Raw genomic sequence first — 24,531 nt, 5'->3', positions numbered from 1 at the left:
CTGCACTTATTCCTGAACACAAATGGTGACAAACGGGTCACTCGGCGGTGCGCCGAGGAAGGTACTCCACCCCAGGCGCGCACTCTGCTCCTCCCCGAGCCTCAGCCCCCTTGCCTGCTCCTGGCCGAAACCAAGGCGCAGATCCCAGGCCAGCTGGTCACGCAGAATGAAAGAGACAAAGGTCACCAAGGCGTGGAAGTGCTCCCCGTTCGGGAGAAACCCGAGAAACTGCCCAAAACTCAGGTTATTGATCTTCAATAGAAACTTGCCGGCACAGTCATTGACCTTGTCGCCGATGACAAAGTCTCCTCCCAGGGTGGCGCAGGCACGGCCCAGCCGGTTTTGCTGATCCTGATGGATGGGCACCCGGCGCCACTGCCAGGCGCTCACCTCCACGTCCGCCAGATCGAAACAGTGGGCCACCAGCCCCGCCACCACCTCGGGGGAGCGACTGGGGCTCGCCAGCAGGCCCGCATAGGAGAGCATCTTGGCCCGGTTCACCGGCAAACTGCGGCAGACCGCCTCGTTGCCGAGCCCCACCAGGGCGAACATCAGGCGGGAGAAACCATCCTCGCCGTTGTCCTGAAAGCGCACGTGATAGCGGTATTTGCGCCAGATACGGTGCAGCAGGGTCAGCAGTCGGTGATGGAAGAAATCCAGAAACAGGCCGAGCTTCTGCTCCCCTTGCGCGTACTCCCAGGCCAGGGAGTCGAGGTAGTAACCCGGCATGGGGGACTGGCTGCCGTGCAGGCCGAGGAAGGCCACCTCCAGCTGGTGGCGCCCCTTGTCATCACGGCCGATCTGCAGCACGTCGCTGGTGGGAAACCCTAAGGAGGCGGTCGCCTTGAAGCGGATCCCCTCATCCTCTGGCAGGTAGTCGAGTCCTCGCTCCTGATCCGCGCCATCCAGCCGGTTGAGCAACTCAACCAGCTGGAAGAAGTTGAAACGGGGCGCCTCCTTGGCGGCACTCACATCAGGGAGTGTTGACCGATCTGGACTGGCCACTGGTAACGCTCCTTGTTGTCGAGATTGACCACCTCAAGCAGGTGGAAGGCATTGACGCTGGCATATAGCGAGAAGAAGTGGGCCAGCACTGTGCTGAACAGATAGAGCTCCCCCTCGCTGCCAAAGGCGGACTGGCGGACATGCAGCACGGATTTGAGCCCCCGCACCGGCATGCCACGCACCAACCTGTCCACCGGGGTGGTCTCGATCTGCTCTATCCCCCCCAGCCGCTTGCGCGAGGCCTGCTCCGCCTGTTTGTCGTGCAGGGCCGGGAAGTCATAGGTGCGCAGCACCTGCACCAGGGCATCCCGGCGCAGCAGGGAGACATAGTTGAGCGACAGGTTGGAGATGAGCGTCCAGTGCAGACTGCCATCCAGGGCCGGTCGCAGGGGCCGGGTCGGCCGGATCAAGTTGCGGAAGGTGGCGAATGACGGCGAGCTGCCGGTCGGCACGCAGATGTTGCCCACCTTGAGGGTGGCGGCCCGGGAGCGGTTGGTGCAGGTCAGGGTGACGGAGATGGATTCATCCAGTTCCACCGTGGTGGTCTCGTCCCCGCGCACGAAGGAGAGGCTGTGCTCAAACCCGTCCCCGCTCACCGATTCGCGCACCCGCACCCGGTAGTAGAGTGCCAGCCGCTGCTTGGCCCGCTCTATCTGGTGCTGGAAACTCTCGAATGGCTGATAGATGCGCGGCGTACCGCGGGAGCGACCGAGGTTGCCCTCCACCCAGCCTTCCACCTCGTCCACCGAGAAGATCTCGAAACTGTCCGCGTGGCGGTAGCTCGCCTTGAGGGGATATTCCGCCTGGCGTCCGTTGAGGTTGACCGGTTCGCTGTCGTGCTGGAACAGATTGATGGCCGGCACGCAGTTGAGCATGAAGGAGTCCGGCCGGATCTTGAGCTCGGCGGGCAGAGGCTTGTCAAAACAGAAATGGATCTTGAATTCGCTGACCGGCAGCGGTTGCTTGGGCCACTCCCCTCTGGAGAGCTCGAAGAAGAGGAAACTCTCGGGGAAGCAGAAATACTCCTGCAGGATGCGATAGCCGGAATAGACGTTGTTCGGATAGGGCAGGAGCGCGTCGTCGCGCTCGAAGCCGATGGGCTTGAGAGCGTTGGCTTCCTGACGAAAGCGCTTGCCGTCTATCTCCAGCTCGATGTGGGAGAGCTGATTGGAGAGCCAGAAGTAGAGCTCATAGGCGGTATAGCTGTCCCCACCGAGGAAGAAGCGCAGCTTGTCGAGCTGCAATTCATCTAGGGGCAAGGGGGCATGCAGGGCGATATCCAGGGAGATGGTGGAGAGATCGTTGCCGCTCTGGGCCGCGATGTGGCGGATATCGGCCGGGTAGATCCAGGCGTCGTGGCTGGTCTGGAAGTGACACGTCACTTCGTCAATGGGCAGGCTGTCGAGCTGACACCCCTGCTTGACCAGTGCCGGCTGGGTGATGGCCCCGGGGATGACCGAGAACTGCATGATGGTCATGCTGGGCACGGGACGCAGATAGTTGGGCCAGAGCATATTGAGCAGACCGTGGGTCAGCTCGGGGAACTCGTCCTCTATCTTGGCGCGCAGGTTGCCGGTGAGAAACGCGAAGCCTTCCAGCAGGCGTTCCACATCCGGATCCGTGTTTTGCTCGGACAAGAAACGGGTGAGTTCGGGATAGGCGTCTGCAAATTCGCGCCCTTGCAGGCGCAAAAATGCCAGTTCATCCCTGAAGTAATGTTCCAGCGACATTGATCAGACCATGCGGTAGTGACGGTGACTGTCCAGGTGGACGTTGAACGAGGTAACCTGTTCGATGTGCTCCAGCCTCACATGGGCCGTCACCTGAAACGACATCTCGAGCGGGCTCGCCTGAGCGTCGGGTGAACGAACTTCCACATGAACTATCCGCGGTTCATACCGACGGATGCATTGCCGGATCGCCTCACGGATCCGCCCCTTGATATCGGCACTACCCTGGGTGGCGTCATTGAGATCGACGACGCCAAGCTCGGGAGCACTGCGACAATTGCCGGGGCGGGTGTTGAGGATCTGATCGAGCTGCCGTTTGACAGAATCCACCAGATCATCCACTTCCGAACGGGGGGAAGGGTGAACCCCCTCCCCCCGGATCCGGTCAAACAGGCTGGCCGCATTTCCTCTATCCCAGGAAGAGAGAGACGGCATCGGCCATTATTCCTTGTCCAGACGACCTACCAGAGACAGCTCGAAGCTGGCCCCCATGTACTTGAAGTGCGGACGGACGGCCATGGCGACCTGATACCAGCCCGGCTCCCCTTCCACATCCAGCACCTTGATCTGGGCGGCACGCAGCGGGCGGCGGCTACGCACGTCTGCCGGCGGGTTCTCCTGATCGGCCACGAACTGCTTGATCCAGCCGTTCAGTTCACGCTCCAGATCCTGGCGCTCCTTCCAGGAGCCGATCTGCTCGCGCTGCAGCACCTTGATGTAGTGTGCCAGGCGATTGATGATGAACATGTAGGGCAACTGGGTGCCCAGCTTGTAGTTGGTCTCCGCTTCCTTGCCTTCCTTGGTGTTCGGGAACACCTTGGGCTTTTGCACCGAGTTGGCGGAGAAGAAGGCGGCATTGTCGCTGTCTTTGCGCATGGTCAGGGTGATGAAGCCCTCTTCGGACAGCTCATACTCGCGGCGATCGGTGATCAACACCTCGGTCGGGATCTTGGCCTGCAGCTGACCCATGGCCTCGTACACATGTACCGGCAGGTCGTGGATGGCGCCACCGCTCTGCGGGCCAATGATGTTCGGGCACCAGCGGTACTTGGCGAAGCTGTCGGTCAGGGAAGTCCCCATCAGATAGGCGGTGTTGCCCCACAGGTAGTGGTCGTGATCCGAACTGATGTCTTCCTGGTAGTTGAAGCCCTTGATGGGGTTTTCGGTCGGATCGTAGGGCAGGCGCGCCAGGAAGCGCGGTGCCGTCAGCCCCAGGTAGCGGGCATCTTCCGACTCGCGCAGAGAGCGCCACTTGGTGTAGGCCGGGCCTTCGAATACCGACTTGAGATCCTTGATGGACGGCAGATCGGTGAAGCTGTCCACACCGAAGAACGTCGGTGCGACGGAGGAGATGAAGGGAGCATGGGCCATGGCGCCCACCGCGCTGACATACTGCATCAGCTTGATGTCGGGAGAGCTTTGGGTAAAGGCGTAATCACCGATCACGGCACCGATGGGTTGACCACCAAATTGACCATAACCAGTGGAATAGACATGCTTGTAGAGGCCTGACTGGGTGATCTCTGGTGAGAACTCGAAATCTTCCAGCAGTTCCTCCTTGGTCGCATGCAGCACCTGGATCTTGATGTTCTCGCGAAAATCGGTGCGATCCACCAGGAGCTTGAGGGAACGCCAGGAGGACTCCAGCTCCTGCACTTCCTTGGCATGCAAGATGACATCCATCTGCTTGCTCAGCTTCTTGTCGAGCTCGACAATCATGCTGTCCACCAGGGCCTTGTTGACCGGGTCAGTGGTGGTGCCACTGTCCAGAATGTTTGCGATGAGGGCAGCAACTCCCTGCTTGGCGACGCTGTAACCCTCGTCTACCGGGGTAATGCGTGCCTGCGCCATGATTTCGTCCAGCAAGGACGAGGAGGCAGCACTCGCCCCCGCTTGAACCTGTTCTTCGACCTGAGACATGTTTTTTCCTTATCAATCAGTCAATTAATCTGCAGATCACTCGGCAGGCTTGATCAGATCCAGCTCCTTGAGCAGTTGCTCGCGAGCCTCGTCACTGGACAGCAGATCCTGCAAACGATTGCGGAAGGACGGGATATTTCCGAGCGGTCCTTTCAGGGCAACCAGAGCTTCACGCAGTTCCAGCAGCTTGCGCAGCTCGGGAACCTGCTGGGCAACGCTGTCGGGGGTGAAGTCTTCCAGGGACTGGATCTTGATCGACACCGGCAACTCGTCCTGGCTGTTCTCTTCCAGGCGGTTGGGAACGGAGAACTTCAGTTCCAGTGCAGATTCTTTCATGACAGAGGAAAAATTATTCTTGTCGATGGAGACGGTCTGGCGCTCCTCGATGGGGGTCTCTTCCGTACGTCCTTTCATGTTGCCGATAACCATCATGGTCAGGGGAAGTTCTATTTCCGCCTGTTGACCACCGGTTGCTGGCACATATTTGATATTAATACGCTCTTTAGGCGCAACGGTGGCGCCATCAATTCCTTTTCCCATGCTCTAAATACCAAGTTAAGGATCCATGAAGACCCTAAAGCTTATAGCCAACGCTTCTACAGACAACTGTAAAAAATGACAGTTGACGAGTTCAGGGGTGAACTCGGTAGAAAAACGCCAGCCGACGAGGCATTTTCGATATGAATCCCGCCAAGGCGAAATAATCAAAAACGCAATATGCATCTTGTTACTTAATACAACCCGATTCGCCTCTACTCTTTGTTAGAGGTCTTGTTGGCTTAAGAGCCATTTGTGACAGATGGTATATTTATGACTCTTTTTCAGTCAACAAAAAATATCCAAAAGATAGACAGCAAAATTCAAACAAACAGATAAAAATCATCAAAATCAATAGCTTACATGAAACCATTCACTGCGTAGGAAATATCTCAAGTTGAATGCAGCGGTATAATATTCACGTTTGAACCGACGATTAAGATAAGCCATTTGTCAACAATGACATAAAAAATGGCGGCCTCTGATGTAGGCTCATAGTGCGCGAACCATGACATTGACTAGTCAGTCGATAATTGTCATGTGAGATGTCTTATAAGGTGAAGCTTGATTGTCCACGCTGTTACGCGTTGAGAATATTGTACATATGGTGTCATTGAGTATGAATATTACCTATATCCACCATCTGATTTAGTTCTAGGTTTTATCCTTTATATCGGCAAGGGGGTACTTTCTTCGAGTTTGACAAACCAGTGTTGGGCCAATTTTTGACCAGCGGCTTTCTCCTGTTTTGTCATCCCTTTTTCCAATTCATTGCCCGCATCCGTCGCATCCTTGTTCCCATCAGTCGCGGCGAGCAGATACCATGCATAAGCATGCAAGCGGTTGCGTGGCGCCCCCCAGCCACGCTCACGCATGGTGCCCATGCGGTATTGCGCCTGCCGGTGATTCGCATTGGCCGCCAGCCGGTACTGCTTGAGCGCCTGGACGTAATCCGCCTCCCCGCCCAGCCCCAGCCGCAGCATCTCGCCATAGGCATAATGGGCCTCGACATTGCCCTGCCGCGCCGCCGAGGCGAAACTCAGGCGGGCCGCCACCAACTCACCCCGCCCCTGCTGCAATTGTGCCAACTCGAGTTGTGCCTGGCTCACCCCGCCTTTGGCGGCCAGGGTCAACCAGTGCTCTCGCGCCGCCGGATCGCTCTGTCTCAGACTCAGCTGATATTCCGCCTCGTGGGAACCATGGCTCGCCGCCAGTTCCAGCCAGTAACGGCCGAGGGCGAGATCCTGAGCCACCACCTCCCCCGCCAGATAGGCTTGTCCCAACCACAGCTGAGCCTCGGGAGCACCGGCATCGGCGGCGCGTTGATACAGGGGCAGAGCCTCGGCACCACTCGCCCGTCTGGCCAGGATCAGCAAGGCATCCGGTTGATGCTGGGCGGCGGCTTTGTCATACCAGCGCTGGGCGAGATCGGGTCGCTTGGCGACACCTTTCCCTTGCTCATAGCGCAGGCCGAGCCGATATTGCGCCTCACGGTTACCCTGCTCGGCCGCCTTCTCCAGCCACTCGATGGCATCGGCGTCGGCACCGGGCTGCTTGGCATACCACTCACCCAGCACCAGCTGAGCATCCGCATGATCCCGTTTGGCCGCCTGCTCGAACCAGTCGAGACACTCATCGGCCTGCTTGCCCTGATGTTGCTGCTGGCACGCCAGCCCCAGCTGATAACTGGCATCCGCATTGCCCAGCTTGGCCGAGCGCTGCCACCACTCCTGAGCCAGCTTTGGATTCTTGGGTTCACCGAGGCCAGATTGATACCAGCTCCCCACCTGCAGCGCGGCCTTGCCTCGTACATCCGCATCCGCCGCCAGTGGTCCTGATTGAACCGCAGCCTGTTTCATCCAGCGCATCGCCTCGGGATAATCCGGCTTGGCCGCCAGGCGATTGGCCAGCTCATACTGCGCCTTGCCCTGACCCTGCTGGGCGGCTTGAGAGAGTTCGGATTCGGTCAGTGGGACCGTTGTTGTGCAGGCAATCAACACATTCGATATTAGTATCGATAATAAAGCACGGTATACCATCAATAATTCCCAAAGTTTTAAAAAATAGAACAGTGATTGGGTATAAAACTAAGTGTAGCTATATTTAACCCCCCTTAAAAATTATGTGCCTTGCGAAACTAAAAAATATACAAGAACGCCACGCGTGGAGTATAAAGAGCATAATCTATGGCGATATTATAATTCTACTACCGTCTACCCACCCATCTTTTATTATAGTCGAACATGTCTTATAATAAACCACGCGAACCCCATCATAAGTATGCAGGAGATATATCCATGCAGTTACTAACACGAAATATTTCTTCATCAAAAAATTATTTCAGTAGGGATTTTGTCCGTATCGTAGAAAAAACTAAATTATAATCACAACATATCCATTGCTGGCTATAAATTATGTTAGGTAGCAACCAAAAAACAAATACACCTCATCATTCATGCGTGAACATATAAACCAATTCAAAAGCCACATAAAAATATAAAAAAGTACTTCATACGTAACAGCAATGTTAAACGCCGCTCTCAAACCGTTGTTACAACGGTATTCAGTAAGCTGGAGAAAGTCGCTTTCCAATAATGAAATTTTCTAAGTCAACTTCAAAAAACCAATATTGGAAATTATCAACCAAGTTACTATAAGTACCTACGATTGCGACTCCACTTGCAGAGCTAGGATGTATGGATATATATTCATATATTATATCTTCAGCAAAAGGGGTTATCTTACCTAGTTCAAACCCATACCTATTGTAGGCTGTAGCATTGAGGCTATTACCCCTTCCATACTCCATTACAACTATTAACTCATACTTATTTGAATACACACCATATCCTGTAGTGGGATAATCTATCCTGACCAACGAGTCATCGATATTCCACTTAGTATATTTAAAGTCCCTATCGTTAATAACTTCAACCATAAATATTTTACTACTAAAACCTGTAAAGAGTTAATTTTCAGGTTAACTCCCTAGGCAATATAAAACCCAACTAACTAGAGCACTAGAAAATATTAAAGACATTATTGTATAGTTCTTAATTACCATTCAGAGGTATTTTCTAAAAATTGATATGGATGTGTCATTTTATATACTGTAACACATCCAGAGTCTGCCGAAAGTCCCATTACTAGATTGCACTACAATTAGCCATTACTTTATCCATATCTGTACATAAGTTCGTCTATGAGTTCTTTCTCTAAGTTTGTAAATTGCTTTAAATTAAACTCATCCATGTGTACAAGAATTGCTTTTATAGGTATGGCTCGTTTAGTATCTAAAACCATCTGGATCAACTTTATTGCCTCAGGGTCAATGCCTAGCAAATGATTTTCTATCATTTTTTTTGTTTCTGCTCTCAACGTCAAAATATCCATTTTATTCCCCCGGCAGTATATCTATTTCATCTACTTTTATAAATATGTCTTCACCATCGTTTGGCACCAACTGTCTAGCCCCCCCCTTACCATATTGTGGATATGCTTCAGTGAACGGTTCTAAATCAGGACCTTCACCGCCATGGCTATTAGGGACCTTGACTTTAAGTTTACCGGATTCATCAAACAATTGTAACGTATCAAACTTTATCCTAAGTCGCCCATCACTCCATGACCCTGTAGTATCACTAGACGTAACATGCTTCGGCGCCTTTATTTGGAAGGCCTCAGTGACCTGTTCACCAGTATCAAACTTATCAAAACCGAAATATGAAAGCCGTACTTCACCAGTATCCATTGCTTTTTGAGCAAATCTATTTACAGAACCATCATCATTAAGATATCTCATATATCGATATCCGGTGCTTGGCAATGTCGATGCAGGGCCACTTGGGCCAACATAAAAGTCAGGTTTACTCGCACCAACGCTCGGCGGCGCTTCCATCCCCTCCTGATGCTTTTGTTGAACAACATCACTATTATCCGGGCACTGCCCCGGCACATTGCTTAACCCCAGCGGATCCACCCAGCCGGTGGGGTTGGGGGCATACTGGTAGTTGTTGAGTCCACCGGCCAAGCCTATCGGGTCGGGGGTGATAAATCTACCCGTGTCCGGTTGGTAATAACGGTGACGGTTATAGTGCAGCCCGGTCTCGGCATCGTAATATTGCCCCTGGAAACGCAGAGACGTCTCGACCTCTGTCAGCTCCTGTTTCCAGACGTTCCCATAGGCACGATAGCGTACCTGCCAGGCGGTATGACCGTCGTGATGGGTCAGGGCCAAAGGCGTGCCCAGATGGTCCAGCTGATAGTGATAAACCTCGGCCTGCGCCCCCTCTCCTTCCAGCTGTACCAGGGGTTTGAAGCTGCCCGGCTCGTAGATGAAGCTGCGATAAGCGCCGTCGCTGCGGCTCTCGGCGATGAGGTTGTTGGCCTGCCACAGGAACTCGGTCACCTGCTCGTCGGCACCGTCGCTCACTGTCTTGCGAATGCGGCGGCCAAAGACATCGTAGTCGTAACGCACCCGGCGACCATCCGGCAGCTCGGCACCGATCAGTTGATGCTGGCAGTCATATTCATAGCGGGTGAGCAGGCGTTGCCCCTTGCCACGGCGCTCGGCGGCCAGCCGGCCGAATTCGTCATAGTCGAAGTGACGATCACCGCTAAACAGCAGCCGGTTGCCCTGAGTGCGCACCGCCTCGAAGGAGGTGCCCTGGGTCTGGCTCAGCAGGTTGCCAGCCGGGTCGTGCATGAAACGCTCGGTCAGCTCACCGCGCACCTCCAGCAACCTATCCAGCGGATCATAGCGATAGTGTTGCTCCCCTCGTGGATTGCCGGCTGTCACCAGGGCACTGTCGTCCACCTTCAGCAAATTGCCAGAACGGTCGTACCCGTAGCGTCGCTCGCGGGCGACCTGCTGACCGCGCTGCAGGCGCAATGCACTCAGGCGACCCTGCTCGTCGTATTCATACTGCTGGGTCAGCGCCCCCTGGCGGCGGCGCATCTCGAGACCCGCGGCGACCTGGTGGCGCGTCAGCTCAGTGCCGTTGAGATCCACGCCACAGAGGTCGCCATCCTGATACTGGTAGTCGAGGCGATTGCCATCCGGCAACCGCCAGTGCGCAAGCTGCCCCATGGCATCGTGCTGGAAGTAGCTGGATGCCCATCCCTGATGCTCGGCAGTGAGGTTGCCGCCCTTGTCATATTCAAAAGCCAGTGGCCAGGCGCCGTCGTCAACCCGGATAAGCTGGCCATAGGCATCATAGGCAAACTGGATCTCGCGGCCATCAGGCAGCTGTTTGCTGAGCAGCCGCCCCATGGCATCGCGCTCATAGCGGGTGACCAGTTCGGTCTCTTCCTTGCCGTACTCCACCTTCTTGCAAAGATGACCGTTCAGATCGTAGCGATAGGCGATGGTGCGCCCGTCAAAGCCCGTTTCCTGGGCCACCAGTCCGTTGGGGTAATACTGGATGCGGTGCTGCTCGCCGTGCTCGTTCTCAATCTCGCTCAGGAACATCTTGGCGTTGTCGTAGCGGTACTTGAGCGCGCTGCCATCGGGATTGATGCGTCGGCTGAGCAGATGAAGGCGATCGTGGTACTCATAGCGGGTCTCGCGGCCCAGTTCATCCCACTCGGCCGTCACCTTGCCATAGGGGTTGTATTCAAACCGGCGGGTGCCGCCGCCGGGCAGGTGCACCGCCTGCAGGCGATCGGCCCCATCCCACTCGTAACGGGTGATGGCACCACGGGGATCCCGGCGCAGGATCTGGCGGCCCCGCTCGTCATAGCGCCAGCGGGTGAGGCCGCCATCGGCACCCTTCTCCTCGATAAGCTGGCCGAGGCGGTTCCAACCCAGTTCGATGCGGCTGCCATCGGGCTGCGCCACCCAGCTGAGCTTGCCTTGCGCCGTGTAGCCGTAACGGGTCTGGCGGCCGAGAGGGTCCACTCTGGCGGTGACATCCCCCTGTTCGTTGCGCTCGAAGCGCCACTCCCGCTCTCCTTGCACCACCTTGCGAACCCGACCATCCCAGTAGCTGTAGGCGGTTTCACTGCCATCCGGTGCTATTTCCAGTGACAACAACCCCTCATCGTCGTATTGATAACGGGTTTCCCCTCCCAAAGCATCGCGGGACAGTACCTTCTGACCCTGATTGTTGTAGTCAAATTCGGTGATTGCACCGTCCGGATCCTGCTGGCGCACCAGGCGGGCATTGCTGTCATGGCGATAGACTTCGAGGCTGCCATCGGTATTCGCAACCGTCACCTCTCCCTTGTCGTCATCCCAGCCGTAGCTGACATCGAAGCGGGCGACGTCGCTCCAGTGGCGAGTGGCGCGGGCCTTATTCCCCTCCCCTTCCCACTCCCAGAAGAAGCTGGCGCCACCGGCGAGAGTACGCTCGAGGATCACTCCGTCGGGCCGGTAGCGGTAACGCTCCTGCTCACCCACCCCGTTCTCGGCGGCGGCAAGCCGACCGAATTCGTCGTAGTGATAGCGTTGCAGGATCGATTGTGGCTGCCAGTGCAGGCCATCGAACTGTTGCAACTCGAGGGCGCAGAGGCGCTCCCCCTGATAGACGAGGCGCAGGGCCAGGCCCCCCTCGTTCTCCAGCCAGCTGGGGCGCCCCTGCTCATCGGCGCGTACCGTCAGCCGATTGCCGTAAGCATCGGAGAGTGCGGTCAGGCGCCCTTCGTTCCCCTGCCAGCGAAAATGCAGGAGAGGTGACCCCGCCTTGGCCAGGATCACCTCGTCATCGCTGTCGCCGAGATAGACGGCCGCCGCCGCCAGCCGGTTGGTCACCATGGGCATGCTGCCGGACGGCAGCGGCAACTCGATGGCAAGGGACTCATCATCCCACCAGATCAGGGTCTCGCCGTGGCGCTCGAGCCGATGGGCCAGAGAGTGACTCCAGCCAGCCCCCATGCCGCAGTCCAGCGCCACCGCCGAGGTGCGGTAGAGACGGCCAAAGGTGAAAGGCAGCATGCCCGGCAGCTGTGCATCTTCCAATGCCAGCAACTCTTCCCCCGTCACCATGGAGACGGGGCAGCCATTGGTGCAGGTCTGGGCTTCGGGCTGGTGCGCCTGATCCGATGGCGTCCGGCCCTGCTTGGAGGCATCCGGGGTGTTGTTGCCCTGCTTGATCTCGGTATGAGGTTCGAACCTGCGTCTGGCGGCGGTGCCCTGCAAAACTTCGGTCGTGGCGCCACCATCAATGAGCTTGAGATCCGCCTTCTTGGCTGGATTGAGCCGGGCAGCGCCGGCCACCAGCACTTTCTTGGCACTCTGGGCATGCTGAGCCAGATTGTGTTTCTTGGAGAGACTGACCAGTGCACTGACCAGCCTGGTCACCCGATCGCTTTTTCTGGCGACGGTGGCGGCCTTGGCGCCATAGCGCACCGCCAGCCCGGCCCCACCGGTCAGAACGACCCCAATGATGACGTCGATAAGCACTGAGGCGATCACCTGGGCACCAAATTCGGTCTGCTCGTCCGGCGGCAACAACTTGACCCAGCTCACCAGGGCGTAAGCGTAGAGATAGAGCAGGGCCTCGTCTTGCAGCACCAGCATGGCGGCCTCCATCTCGGAGGCCCCCGCCCTGGCCATGGCGGCCGCATCGACCCCGAACTCCGCCAGCTTCTTGGCATTGCCCACCGGATCGGCCAGCAGATCGTAAATAGTTTTGAGATCATCCCAGACCCCGACCAGGGCCTTGCCAATCCCGCTGGCGGCGGCGAGGGAATGAGCCCCGAAACCGCTCCCGTTCATGGTGTAACGGGCCCAGGCGGCCTTGTGTTCGCTGCCCCACTCCTTGGTGAGCCAGGCGATGAGATCCTGTTGCACGGGGGCATAGGAGGCAAAGAGCCCATCCAAGTCGGCCTTCTTCACATTGGGATAGAAGGTGACGCGATAGGATTTGCCGGGGACCAGTTTGCCCACCTCGGCGATGCCCTTGGCATCCAGGGTTCCTTCCTTGACCACGGACTCGCTGACGAAACGCCCTCGCACCATCTTGCCCGCTTCCACCCTGTAGGGGGTATTGCCGATGGGGATGAAACGCACCGATTCGAACAGATGCACCAACCGCAGGGTGCCGCTCAGTGGGCACTGGGTGACGACAGACTGTGCCTTTTTGCTGTTTGATGAAGCCGTGACTTTCTTGTCACCCACCTTGATGGTCTGCTCCATGTCCATGCTGAGCAGATCCCCCAGAAAGAAGCTCTCGGCATCCTTGCGGTACTCTTTCAGGGCGTTGCGATAATCGGCGATCACCTGGTTGAAGACGGCCTGACCGGCGTTGCTCATGCTTGGACCTCTTGCAGCAGCGCAGCTTCCAGCGCCGGGAATAATTCGGAGTCACTCAAGGCATTGCGCGCGACAAAGCGGGCGACCTTGAGCCGTAGATTGGCCTCGGGGAAGGACCAGTAGAGCTGACCATTTTGATCCGCAAGTTGTTGCATCAGGTTATTGATGAGAGGGGTAGGATCCCGTTTTGCCAACGCGCTCGTCAGCGCCTCAGGCAGGCTCCACCAGGGGAAGGGTTGTGATGCCTTGGCCTCGGATGCGGTCCAATGAAAGCCATGTCCAGCGACCCAGAGTCCGCTCAGTTCCGGCAGCAGGGTAGTGAAGCTATCCCCTAGCAGCTCTGCGATGGGCACCAGATAGGCGCCATCCCAGTAACGAAAGAACACCGCCTCCCCCTGATGCCATACCTGGGTCAGCCCCTGCAGATGGGCATAGAGGGTCGCCATGGGCTGCGCCGTCGACAGGATGAACCCCCAGTCACGGGAGTCCGTCGTTGCCGCCCATTCGATAAAGGAGCTACCTCGCTCCAGCTCAACCAGATAGGGCATGACGGGGTGCCAATCTTCATAAGAGGTACCGAGATAGAGCCCGCGAGGAGTATGGCGGCCATCCAACCGATAGTAGTGCTGCAAGGGGGCAGCATCGCTCGCTCCCGCCAGTACGGCATAGAGAGGGCACGGATCCTCCGTGGCGATCCACTCGCCCAAAGGGATGGACTCAGATCTCACAAGCACCCTCCTTGCACTTCTCGCACTCTTCGCAGAACGGCGCCGCGCTCTTCATGGTGGCGAGCTGAGCCGGGCTCAGCGGCACCTTGGGAGTCGGGGGAACTGCGACCCCCAGGGGATTGATCGGCGATTTACCGCCCCAGCCAGAGCCGGATCCGGGGCTGCCGCCTGAGTTCATCTTGATGGTGGGGCCCACCAGAGTGACGCCACCGCCATCGACCTTGATAAAGCAGCCGCCGACCTTGACGGTGATCTCGGAACCTGCCTCCAGCACCACCTTGGCACCGGCCTTGACGTGTACCTCCTGCCCCGCCTGGGTGAGCCAGCTTTGCCCGAGCTTCTGGTGCATCGAGGCATCCACGGTGAGCGAATAATCAGCCTTGACGTGATCCCGCTTCTCGCCGTTGACGGTGAGGTGGTCATTGGCCTTGATGCGGGTCACCCGCTCGTTGTCGATGTCCCGATGCTCGTCGTGTTTGATGTGCCAGGCCGCATCGTTTTCGATGAGCAGATTCAGGTCTTTCTGACCGTGGATGTAGATCTCTTCCTTGCCCGCTTGATCTTCGAATCTCAGCTCGTTGAAGCCTTCCCCTTGATGGGTCTCGGTGCGCAGCACGGTGCGGGTCTTGTTGGCCGGCAACTCGTAGGGCGGCCGGTTGGTGGCGTGGTAGGTGCGACCGGTGACGATGGGCTGGTCCGGATCCCCTTCCAGGAAGCTCACGATGACCTCGTGGCCGATGCGCGGGATGGTCATCATGCCGTATTGACCGCCCGCCCAACCCTGAGAGACCCGCACCCAGCAGGAACTCTGATCGTTACTCGAACCGTAGCGGTCCCAAGGGAATTGCAACTTCACCCGGCCGTGCTCGTCGCAGTAAATCTCTTCCCCTTGTGGCCCCACCACGGTGGCGATCTGCGGCCCATCCACCATGGGCTTAAAGGGCGCCTGTGGGCTGCCGATGCGCGCCCTCCAGGTCGTACTCGCCTTCACTACCCCGAATTCGTTGTGATAGACGGTCGGGCCGCTGCCCCCTTCCTCCTCCAGCGCCTGGGGTTGCTGGCCCACGTGACTGATGCGCACGATCTGCCAGTCGGCATTGAGCACGCCGTTCGGGTGTTCGGTGAGGGAGAAATACTGCCCCGGCAGCAGGGCCGCGCAGTTGGACTTACCCTGACCGGTGACGGCGTCATTGCGCAGGGCATCGAGCCGGTGCTGGGCAAACGCCTTGCCGCTCGGGTCCAGCTTGTAGCGACCCGGGGAGTCGAAGTGCTGATAGGTATCGCGCTGATGCTCGAGCTCGGTACCGCGCTGCTTGTGGGAAAGCCCATAGGCCGGGGTCTTGAAGCTGTAGTCTTTGAGCTCCACATCGCTTGGACGCACCGCTTCCCGGTAGTGGAATTGACGTACATAAGGGCCCTGCTCCAGCGAGCGGTTGCCGAGGTTGAAGAAGAGCTCGGGGCCTTGAGTCAGTGCGGCTGCATCGTCGGCAAAGACGATGCGATGCTTGCCGGCTTCGAACTCGTGGAAGTAGAAGAGCCCCTCTTCGGCGGCGAGGCGGTTCAGGAAATCCAAGTCCGTTTCCCGGTACTGGACGCAGTATTCACGCTTCGCGTGCTCGTTTTTCAGTGCAAAGGCGTAGTCGGTGATGCCGTGCTCTTGCAAGAGGATGGAGAGGATTTCGTCCGGCTTCTGGGCCTGGAAGATACGCGAATTCTGGCGAAGGCCCAGCCGCCACAAGGCAGGCTGCACCAGCAGCTGATAGCGGGTACGGCGAAAGCCGCTGTCCCCTTGGCCAACATCGCTCACCACCCCGCACACCCGCCGCTGCAGCTCGCCGTTGTACCAGATGAGCAGCTCGCAGGGCTGGTCCAGCACGGCGCCGAAATCGACATCCGGCTGGGGGCTGGCGAGTTCCAGCCTCAGTTGGAAGGGGCCGCTCAGCGCCTCCTCCAGCGCAAATTCCGCCACCACGAAGGTGCTCTCGGGCAGCGCCCCCACCTTGACGGTAAATTGTAATCCTGTGCTGTCTGCCATCGGTGCGCCTCTGCTGTCGGCCCGCATCGCTGCCGGCTGCCTCAAGGTGGGAGAGAGATCCGCCATGGCCGCCGCTTTTTCGCCGCCATGGCTACCGCACGCCCCCAAGGCGTGCGTGCAGATCCGTCGTCATGTTCTTTGTTGTGCCCGCTCACGCGGCAAACGGGCAGAAGAAAGCCATGGCATGGGTCAGGGGATGAGGAGTTAAGCGAGCGGGGTTTTGAGCTTCATCAGGCTCTGCGGCACACAAAACAAGGAGCACCCATGGGGTGCTCCTTGCAGGCATCAAGCCTCGATCGGCGCGCGCCAGTCGTCCGCACCGGAGGTACCGGCGACGGTGTGCTCCCAGTCAATCTTGCGATAAGCCAGGGAGACCTGGATCAGCTGGGTGAAATCAGCCTTCGCCGGATCCTGGCAGTGGGGCATCTGGCAGTCGATGTCGACGATGGTGGCATCGGTCAGCACGGTGCTGAAGAAGTGCTCCTGCTTGCCCTCGACGGAGGTGCGGTACCACTTCAGGGTCACTTTCGGCAGCATCTCGCCGGAAGCCAGGGAGTTGTACATCAGCGGCACAGCCTTGTTCAGGGCTACGGTGAACTTGAACGGCTTGTGGACGCGCTGACCCGCCGGCTGGCCGGATTGCGGATCGGTCGGCACGGTGACGATGTGCTGGAACTCTTGCACCAGCATCTCGTCTTCGTGGCCCTGCACGAAGATGTTGCCGACGGAGTCGGAGGTGAAGGCACCGGCGGTGATGTTGCCCTGGGTTTTACCTTCGATGCTGATATAACATGGAGTTGGCATGGAATTGCTCCTGATTGGTTAAACGGTAATGACACTCAACCGAAACCGTTAGCAGCGTCCATGCCAAACAATTTTACCAATTAAAAACAATGACTTGCCAAAACCCCGCCGTTATCCACCGCAGTAAATATCGCAACACATTGCCCCAAAAACCAAAACAACTACAAAATATTGCATGGGCAGTTTATTCATCCAAAAAAAGAGCAATGGATTGCGCCAGTCAGTAGATAACACCAAACCCGGAGTGTTTGGGATGCCCTGTCGATACTCGTGACACCCCACCTCGGTGACATGTAGCAGAAAATTCCATCCCATGGGATCTAGCGTCGTCCCAAGAATCCATTACCCCACAGGCCACGCATCGGGGAAGAACGGCAATCAGAAAAAGGGGTCAGAGAACAGAGAGTCGGCCCGGGGGTAGGCTTTGCAATATGGGGAATGGATGGTGGTAGGGGTTGGTGCTCCCCTTGCGCACTGACCGGGGGGCTTCAGACAGGCAATTTTCCTGCCGCATCAGGCAATAAGAGATGAGAGCCCCACCGGACTCACGCCTGCTGGCGCCCTGCGGATGCTCATCCCGATAAGCTCTGTGGCTCAACGCAAGGAGGCTTGCCCCTTTCAGCATCAGCACAGATAACATTCGGATAGCAAAAAGCGCCCCTGAGGGCGGCTTTTCAACCTTGAAGATGGGAAGGATAGGCTCTCTCCCAGGGGCTCGCGCCTTGGGCAGCCCGGAATGACTGGATTGCCTGTCGAGCCAGGCTCCCAATCCTTCGTCGTCGGATAAGCAAAAGGGCCTGTCTTGCGACAGGCCCTTTTGCTTTATTTGGCGGTGAGGGAGGGATTCGAACCCTCGATACGTTGCCGTATACACACTTTCCAGGCGTGCTCCTTCAGCCACTCGGACACCTCACCAAATTTTCGACCGCTGTTTAACGTGTTCAATCACCACGTCGTTCGCTACGCTGTTGCGCTGGAACGGGGCGTAATGTAAGGGATAGGTCGGGAGCGGTCAATGCTATTTTTCACCTTTTGCAGTCAACTGCTCAATTACCGAGCCAAGTGACCAAAAAGATGCCGTTTCCTACCCCTTTCACTCAATTTTCAGCCACTTCGTGCAAGGGTTCCCCTCTGAGGGCGTCTTCCAGCGAGCCGTAAAATTCCAGCTCCCCCGGGATGGGGCGCACCTTGGCGCGCGCCAGGGTCTTGAGCGGCTGGAACTGCAATTCCGCCACTCGCACCCGCACTCCGACCTTGGCCATCCGCTTGGCAAATTGCTGGAAGGCAGACAAACCACCCGCATCCAGGATGGAGACCGCCTCCATCTGCAGCACCAGCGTCTTGTGATCCTTCACCTGGGCCAACAGTTCACCGAACACTCGTTCCGCCGCCGCAAAGAACAGGGGGCCGTTGATCTTGTAGACCAGGGTTCCGCTCTGTACCTCGCCAGCGTAGCGCTTGTGCTCGGCCAGGTTGTGCAGCCGGGTCATCTTGGCGATTTCGCGCATAAACAGCAGGGAAGCCAGGATCACCCCGAAGGTGATGGCGATGACCATGTCGAAGATGACGGTGAGCGACAGACAGACCAGCAGCACCAACACGTCGGAGCGCGGGGCGCGGCGGATGAGATCCACCACCTTGTGGGCTTCGCTCATGTTCCAGGCCACCAGCAGCAGCAGGGCCGCCATGGCGGACAGTGGCAACCAGGAGAGCCAGGGGGCCAGTACCAAAATGGCGGCCAGCACCACCAGCGCATGGATGATGCCGGAGATGGGCGAGGTGGCACCGGCCCGCACGTTGGCGGCGGAGCGGGCAATCGCCGCCGTCGCCGTGATCCCGCCGAAGAAGGGGGCCAGGATGTTGCCAAGCCCCTGCCCCACCAGTTCACCGTTGGAGCTGTGCTTGCGCCCCGTCATGCCATCCAGCACCACGGCACAGAGCAGGGATTCGATGGCGCCCAGCATGGCCATGGAGAAGGCGGCGGGCAGCAGACGCTCGATGGCCGCCAGATCCCAGACCACCGGGGCACCGTCCGGTCCTGGCAATGACCAGGGCATCATCAGGGTTGGCGCTATGGGGGGGATCCCCATCCCCTGGGTGCCATCGGCCAGGGTATAGCTGAACTTGCTGCCGATGGTCGCGACCTCGATACCCATGGTGTGCAGGCCAAAGCCAAGCCCCACCCCCACCAGCACGGCGGGCAGATGGCCCGGCACAGGCAGTCGCAACCGGGGCCAGAGCAGCAGTACCGCCAGGGTCGCCACCCCCACCAGGGTATCCCCCCACTGCCAGCTTGGCAGGGCCTGAGCCAGGGCCTCGACCTTGCCGATGTAGGTCTCCGGCATCTCGGCAACGTGCAGTCCGAAGAAGTCCTTGATCTGCAAGGTGGCTATCACGATGGCGATCCCGCCGGTAAAGCCCAGCGTCACTGAAGGTGGAATGTACTCGATGAGACGGCCGAGTCTGGCCATTCCCATGGCGACCAGGAAGAAGCCGGAGAGCAGGGTCGCCATCAGCAGGCCCCCTACCCCAAACTGCTGGGCCACCGGGTAGAGGATCACCACGAAGGCCGCGGTCGGCCCCGAGATAGAGAAGCGCGATCCCCCGGTCACCGCGATGACGATACCGGCGATGATGGCGGTATAGAGGCCATGCTGGGGCGGCACGCCGCTGGCGATGGCCAGCGCCATGGCGAGCGGAATGGCGATGATGCCCACCGTGATGCCGGCGATGAGATCGCGGCCGAAACGGGCGGCGCTATAGGGTTCGTCGATACAGGATTGGCGCAATGCGATAGCCAGCTTCACGCCTTGTAAGGAAGCTTGATTGTGCATGTATTGAGTAATACCAGAAGGAGGAGACAAAGGCCGGCGTGACCCGGCACCCGATCATCATCAAGGGCCGGCAGAGCTGTCGACGCGGCGATGGTATCGAGGGCAACCATACCCGAGACGGCGTCATATTTCGATGGGCAGGATCAAGAAATGGCCATTAGCCCGCATTATTGCCGTGGATAAGCATCAAATCGCCGATCTTTATCGCCTATTGCGCCAAGAGATCATGAAAAGAACCATCGCCGACCGGCTATCGTCCTTTACTCTGCGACAACGTCCTCATCACCGACGGTGATGAGGTCGCCCGTCCCTTGTACCGGATCGCCCGCAGGGCCGAACCCGATGGCAGGCAAGAAGCCCCTCTCCCTTCCAAGCTGCTGATTGTGCTGAAAATAGTCCATGGCGACCAAGTTTTGGACAAACAGGCCGAAAACCCCTTTCTTGCCCGGGGTTACGGGTTGACACCCGGACCAGAGGCCATTAATATCCGCACCGTCTCGACGAGACAGGCAATTCCTCCTTAGTTCAGTCGGTAGAACGGCGGACTGTTAATCCGTATGTCACTGGTTCAAGTCCAGTAGGAGGAGCCAATTCCCTCGTAGTTCAGTCGGTAGAACGGCGGACTGTTAATCCGTATGTCACAGGTTCAAGTCCTGTCGAGGGAGCCATCTTCTAAAGCCCAGCCTTTTGGCTGGGCTTTTTCGTATCTGCTTCTTCATGGCGGGCTGACGCAGCCAGGTGATCCTGCCCTGGCATTGGACAGCCCTACAGACGGAAACGACGCACTGTCGCATTGAGATTGACGACGACTTTGTGCATCTGCTCCGCCTCCTCTGCGGCGTCGTGCGAGGCGGCTTCGTTTTGAACAATCATGCGGGAAACTTCATCGACACTGGCCGCAATTTCGTTACTGGCCAGACTCTGCTCGTCCAGTGCACGGGTAATGAACTCAGTGACACGCTCCACTTCGCTGGTGGTGCTGGCAATACGCTGCATCGCCTCGCTGGCATAGCGGGCCAGCTCTGTGCTGCCTTGCGCCTCACTTTGGGCCTGTTCCACCCTTAGCACTGTCGCACCCGCGCTGTCGCGCACGGCGCCGAGGGTGCGGGCTATCTCCTTGGTGGACTCGCCGGTACGCATCGCCAGCGTGCGCACCTCATCGGCCACCACGGCAAATCCGCGCCCCTGTTCACCGGCGCGAGCGGCTTCGATGGCCGCATTGAGTGCCAGCAGATTGGTCTGCTTGGCCACTTCATCGATGACCGCTACCACGTTGACAATGTTTTCGCTTTGGCTGGACAGGGTCTCAATCATATTGGCACTTTGCGCCACTTCGCTGGCGACCCGGCTGATCCGCTCGGCCATCTCGGCAATGATCCGGTTGCCTTCGCGAGACTCGTGAGCGCAGTGATCGGTGGTTGCTTGTGCCTCTTTGGCGTGCTCGGCAATCTGGCCAATACTGGCCGCCATCTGCTCAAGCGCCGCCGCCATGGTATGGGTAGCCTGGGTCTGGCGCTCGGAGCCGCTGGCAATCTGGCGCGAGGTGATGTTAAAGCGCTCGGCGCAAGCAGACACTTCGCTGGCCTCTTGCTGCACATCCTCGACCAATTGACGCAGCACACCTTGCATGCGCTGCATGGCGCCCAGCACACTGTCGGTCGGTGCTTGCTTGCCAAGCTGAAGACCCAAATCGACGTCGGCGATGGCACGGGCCAATTTGACGGCATCGGCCGGCTCCCCGCCGAGCGGGTTGAGCACCAGGCGTTGCAACAAGCTGAGCAGGACGATCAGGACGATGACAGCCAGGGCAATGCCGCCACCGATGATGGTGATGGCCCGCTCATGGGCCACCGCATCGATTTCCGCACGCGGGTAGCCGGCAATCACCCGAAAGCCCCACTGGTTGAACGGCTGCTCGGTCCACTCCCACGTGGTGTCACGCGTCTGGATCAAGGCGCTGATGTCGTCGGGTGAACGCCCTTGCGAGGCAAAGCGAAGCCTGCCCTTATCGTCGAGCACGGCGACAAACCCGGTGTCGGCCAACTTGATGCGGCTGGCGGCATGGGCCAACGGAGTCAAGTCAACCGGATAGCCGACGTACCAGATCCCGATGGTTTGACCACCGGCATCGTGAAGCGGCTCATAACCGGTGAGGTAGGGGTTGCCAAGAATATCCACCTGACCATAAAACGGCAGGTTCTGTTTGATGGCGGCAATGGCGCGGCCATCGGGATCCAGTGGCGATCCCGTCGCACGAACCCCCTCTTTTTTGACCGTGGTGCTCACCCGGATAAAGTCGTCGCCGCTGCGGCTGAACAGGGTGGCAGTCCCCCCCATCAACGCGCTGACGCCATCAACCAACTCACTCTCGTTGGCTTGTGGTCGTTGGCCAAGCAGCAACTGCGGAACTTGGCGCTCTTTGACCGTCACCATGGCCCCCTGGCTTGCCTGACCGAGTGCGGCACTGCGCTCTTTGAGCAGTCGCATGGAGGCGTCCACCCGCTGACTGATCTGGCCATCAAGCAGACTCATCTGATCGAGCAACCCGGTGACGGCATTGTTCGCATCGCTATTCGCCACCTGGTGCAGTTGTTTCTGATCGCTCCAGGCCAGCAGCAACACGCTACCGATCAGAATGGGCAACAACAGGCTGGCAATGGTCAGGGTGATTCGACCACGCAAGGTTTTCAGCATCATGCTTCTCTCTTTTTGAACAACTGCGCAGGGTTGTGTGCTGGCTGGTATCAATCAGCCAGTGATGTTCCTATCCTCAAGCCGTCACATCCTAGCTGATTGTTTTCCGAACACAACATGTCATTCACTAATTATGCAATTTGCTTTTCATTTGAAACTCGCCTGCAACCTTGTATTTAACAGGGTTTATGGCGCTTTCAATAGAACATAAGAAATGCATAAATGATGGAATATTCAGACTGCATTTGAGTCTTCGACCAGGTGGGCTGTGGATGAAACAGTGAAGAAGCCGTCTTGAGCGCTGTGTCGAGAGAGATGCGAAGAGACGTGCGGGAGAGACGAACGTCCGAGGCGCGCAACCGTTGACTGGCAAGCCCGCCTGAGATGGCCCGCTTGTGCACACCTCCCCTGATACTGTTTTTGCCAGCGTAGTGCAGGGTCTGCCGACGTCGGCACCACGAGGATCTTCAGCGTGCCTCGAGTCATCGGAAAATGGCCGCGACCTCGGCTAATGAGCCCCTTAAAAGGGAGATTTATCGGGCAATTGACGATATATACAACCAATAAGCGAGTGATTTGCAATATAAAAAACTACCAAGGCTGGACTGGGTGATACAGCATTCGATACAGGATCTGAACGCCGGCATCTGATCATTCCGCACAATGGGATCTTCTCCGCCCCCTTGCACAAACTCGCTCGCTTGCCTTCACCGGGCATGTCGCACCCGCTCGCTGGCTGTCTACTGACACCGTCTCCCGATGGCTGGTGAACCAAAAGGCCTCTGGTGGACAATTGATATAGAGGCCGCCACCCGAGGAGGCACGACCGGGTGATGCGTCGGCGCCCAGCCCTGCCAGCCATTTTGTCATGGTGACTGCCCAAGCCCGCCGATACACGCCATAATCAGCGCAATTTCAATTCGTTAAGGAGTCTGCATGCGCCGCTTCAACTTCATGCTCAACGGCAGCCGGCTGATGATGTTTCCCTTTTACGTGGCCATTCTGGTCTGCGTTGCCCTGCTGATGGTGAAGTTCGCCATGCAGCTCTATGTGCTGTGCCGAGACATCATCGAGATCCCCTATATGGACCTCATCACCGGTGTGCTGACCCTGGTGGACTTCGTGCTGGTGGCGCAGATGCTGATCCTGGTGGCGGTTTGCGGCTTCGTGCAGTTCATCCAGACCCAGGAGCAGCGCGAGGCCCTCGGCGACAACTGGCTCAGCAAGATAAACTTTGCCTCCCTGAAGCTCATCGTCATCAACTCCCTGGTGACCATCGCAGGCATAGAGGTGCTCAAGGCCTTCCTGGAAGACGGGGTCGGCAACGAAGTGGAGATGAAATGGTCGGTCATCGTCTTCCTCGCCTTCTCCGCCGCGGCCCTCATCTATGCGGTCACCGAGCGGCTGGCGGATCATAAATAGCACCCCCTTTTCATTCAGGATTTATTCATCAAGAGCGAAATTGATAACTCTTTTCATTACGGTTACCCCAAGGTAGACTTGCTCACCCGGGTTGAATGCCCGGGTGCTGGAGCCTGTATGACAAGCCTTTCTCTCTCACCACGACACTTCTGGCGATGGCTGGCCTATCACCATCAGGCCGCCGAAGGCAGCCTCTACCTGATGTTTTTCTCCGGTCTGCTGCTGTGGGAGCCCCTGACCCCCGTCTGGTCTCTGGCGCGCTGGAACCTGTTCCTCCATGTCATGCTCTCCCTCTCCCTCTTCCCCCTGCTGTTTGGCGCTTTCTGGCTCTCTCATCGCCGTCTGCTGCGCCACAGTCGCAAGCCGTTTTTGCGCACCACGGGCCAGATCATCGAAGCCCTGTTGCTGGTCTGCCTCGGCAGCGGCCTGGTGCTGGTATTGCACGGCACGCCGGGGGACAGTCTCGGCAACCTGGCGAGCTGGGCCCACTGGCTCAGCGCCCTGGCGCTCACTCCCCTGGTCTTGCGCCATGCCTGGCGCTGGACCCTGCTCAAGTGGCGTCCCTGAG

General features: G+C 58.0%; 16 protein-coding genes and 3 tRNA genes. 4 read left to right on the top strand and 15 right to left on the bottom strand.

Annotated elements, in window-relative coordinates:
- Nucleotides 1-6: 6 nt before the first annotated feature.
- The 14 genes from tssG to dauA form a co-directional block, all read right to left on the bottom strand.
- Entirely contained in the window at nucleotides 7-1,005 is a 999-nt protein-coding gene (gene tssG, locus VZC39_RS08150; RefSeq protein ID WP_349921895.1) for a type VI secretion system baseplate subunit TssG, read from the bottom strand.
- Complete coding sequence (tssF, locus tag VZC39_RS08145) at nucleotides 969-2,735, bottom strand: type VI secretion system baseplate subunit TssF (protein WP_434667388.1); 1,767 nt, start codon at nucleotides 2,733-2,735, stop codon at nucleotides 969-971. The genes tssG and tssF overlap by 37 nt, the downstream gene beginning before the upstream one ends.
- A gap of 3 nt (nucleotides 2,736-2,738) precedes the next feature.
- Entirely contained in the window at nucleotides 2,739-3,170 is a 432-nt protein-coding gene (gene tssE, locus VZC39_RS08140) for a type VI secretion system baseplate subunit TssE (RefSeq protein WP_349921893.1), read from the bottom strand.
- A 6-nt stretch (nucleotides 3,171-3,176) separates the two neighbouring features.
- Complete coding sequence (tssC, locus tag VZC39_RS08135; protein WP_349921892.1) at nucleotides 3,177-4,655, bottom strand: type VI secretion system contractile sheath large subunit; 1,479 nt, start codon at nucleotides 4,653-4,655, stop codon at nucleotides 3,177-3,179.
- 36 nt (nucleotides 4,656-4,691) lie between these two features.
- Complete coding sequence (gene tssB, locus VZC39_RS08130) at nucleotides 4,692-5,195, bottom strand: type VI secretion system contractile sheath small subunit (RefSeq protein WP_349921890.1); 504 nt, start codon at nucleotides 5,193-5,195, stop codon at nucleotides 4,692-4,694.
- Nucleotides 5,196-5,860: 665 nt separating this feature from the next.
- Complete coding sequence (locus VZC39_RS08125; RefSeq protein ID WP_349921889.1) at nucleotides 5,861-7,231, bottom strand: tetratricopeptide repeat protein; 1,371 nt, start codon at nucleotides 7,229-7,231, stop codon at nucleotides 5,861-5,863.
- A gap of 524 nt (nucleotides 7,232-7,755) precedes the next feature.
- On the bottom strand, nucleotides 7,756-8,130 hold the full coding sequence (locus VZC39_RS08120; RefSeq protein ID WP_349921888.1) for a hypothetical protein: 375 nt from the start codon (nucleotides 8,128-8,130) through the stop codon (nucleotides 7,756-7,758).
- Nucleotides 8,131-8,366: 236 nt separating this feature from the next.
- Complete coding sequence (locus VZC39_RS08115; RefSeq protein ID WP_100861745.1) at nucleotides 8,367-8,585, bottom strand: hypothetical protein; 219 nt, start codon at nucleotides 8,583-8,585, stop codon at nucleotides 8,367-8,369.
- Nucleotide 8,586: 1 nt separating this feature from the next.
- Complete coding sequence (locus tag VZC39_RS08110; RefSeq protein WP_434667380.1) at nucleotides 8,587-13,446, bottom strand: RHS repeat-associated core domain-containing protein; 4,860 nt, start codon at nucleotides 13,444-13,446, stop codon at nucleotides 8,587-8,589.
- On the bottom strand, nucleotides 13,443-14,174 hold the full coding sequence (locus VZC39_RS08105) for a DUF4123 domain-containing protein (RefSeq protein ID WP_349921886.1): 732 nt from the start codon (nucleotides 14,172-14,174) through the stop codon (nucleotides 13,443-13,445). The genes VZC39_RS08110 and VZC39_RS08105 overlap by 4 nt, the downstream gene beginning before the upstream one ends.
- Entirely contained in the window at nucleotides 14,164-16,209 is a 2,046-nt protein-coding gene (gene tssI / locus VZC39_RS08100; RefSeq protein ID WP_434667377.1) for a type VI secretion system tip protein TssI/VgrG, read from the bottom strand. Before tssI ends, VZC39_RS08105 begins: the two co-directional genes overlap by 11 nt.
- Before the next feature lie 285 nt (nucleotides 16,210-16,494).
- Nucleotides 16,495-17,013: a type VI secretion system effector Hcp1 gene (gene hcp1 / locus VZC39_RS08095; protein ID WP_349921309.1), complete on the bottom strand. Its 519-nt coding sequence runs from the start codon at nucleotides 17,011-17,013 to the stop codon at nucleotides 16,495-16,497.
- Nucleotides 17,014-17,840: 827 nt separating this feature from the next.
- A tRNA-Ser gene (locus VZC39_RS08090) sits at nucleotides 17,841-17,928 on the bottom strand.
- A gap of 182 nt (nucleotides 17,929-18,110) precedes the next feature.
- Nucleotides 18,111-19,847, bottom strand: coding sequence for a C4-dicarboxylic acid transporter DauA (gene dauA / locus VZC39_RS08085; protein ID WP_434667374.1), 1,737 nt, complete (start codon nucleotides 19,845-19,847; stop codon nucleotides 18,111-18,113).
- Nucleotides 19,848-20,361: 514 nt separating this feature from the next.
- On the opposite strand from dauA, the gene VZC39_RS08080 reads away from it, so the two are divergent.
- Nucleotides 20,362-20,437, top strand: a tRNA-Asn gene (locus tag VZC39_RS08080).
- A 2-nt stretch (nucleotides 20,438-20,439) separates the two neighbouring features.
- Nucleotides 20,440-20,515, top strand: a tRNA-Asn gene (locus tag VZC39_RS08075).
- Between the two features lie 97 nt (nucleotides 20,516-20,612).
- Here VZC39_RS08075 and VZC39_RS08070 read toward each other — a convergent pair.
- Entirely contained in the window at nucleotides 20,613-22,544 is a 1,932-nt protein-coding gene (locus VZC39_RS08070; RefSeq protein WP_434667371.1) for a Cache 3/Cache 2 fusion domain-containing protein, read from the bottom strand.
- A gap of 933 nt (nucleotides 22,545-23,477) precedes the next feature.
- On the opposite strand from VZC39_RS08070, the gene VZC39_RS08065 reads away from it, so the two are divergent.
- Together VZC39_RS08065 and VZC39_RS08060 are read left to right on the top strand one after the other, a co-directional pair.
- Complete coding sequence (locus VZC39_RS08065) at nucleotides 23,478-23,963, top strand: YqhA family protein (protein ID WP_349921877.1); 486 nt, start codon at nucleotides 23,478-23,480, stop codon at nucleotides 23,961-23,963.
- Nucleotides 23,964-24,080: 117 nt separating this feature from the next.
- Nucleotides 24,081-24,530 (top strand): hypothetical protein, encoded by a 450-nt coding sequence (locus tag VZC39_RS08060; protein WP_349921876.1) that lies wholly within the window; start codon nucleotides 24,081-24,083, stop codon nucleotides 24,528-24,530.
- Nucleotide 24,531 lies beyond the last annotated feature (1 nt).

This window comes from Aeromonas sp. NJAU223 (genome assembly GCF_051125555.1).
GTDB classification, from domain to species: Bacteria; Pseudomonadota; Gammaproteobacteria; order Enterobacterales; family Aeromonadaceae; genus Aeromonas; species Aeromonas veronii_G.
Note: the sequence above shows the minus strand (reverse complement) of the source record. Positions and strands in the feature narration are given on the sequence as shown.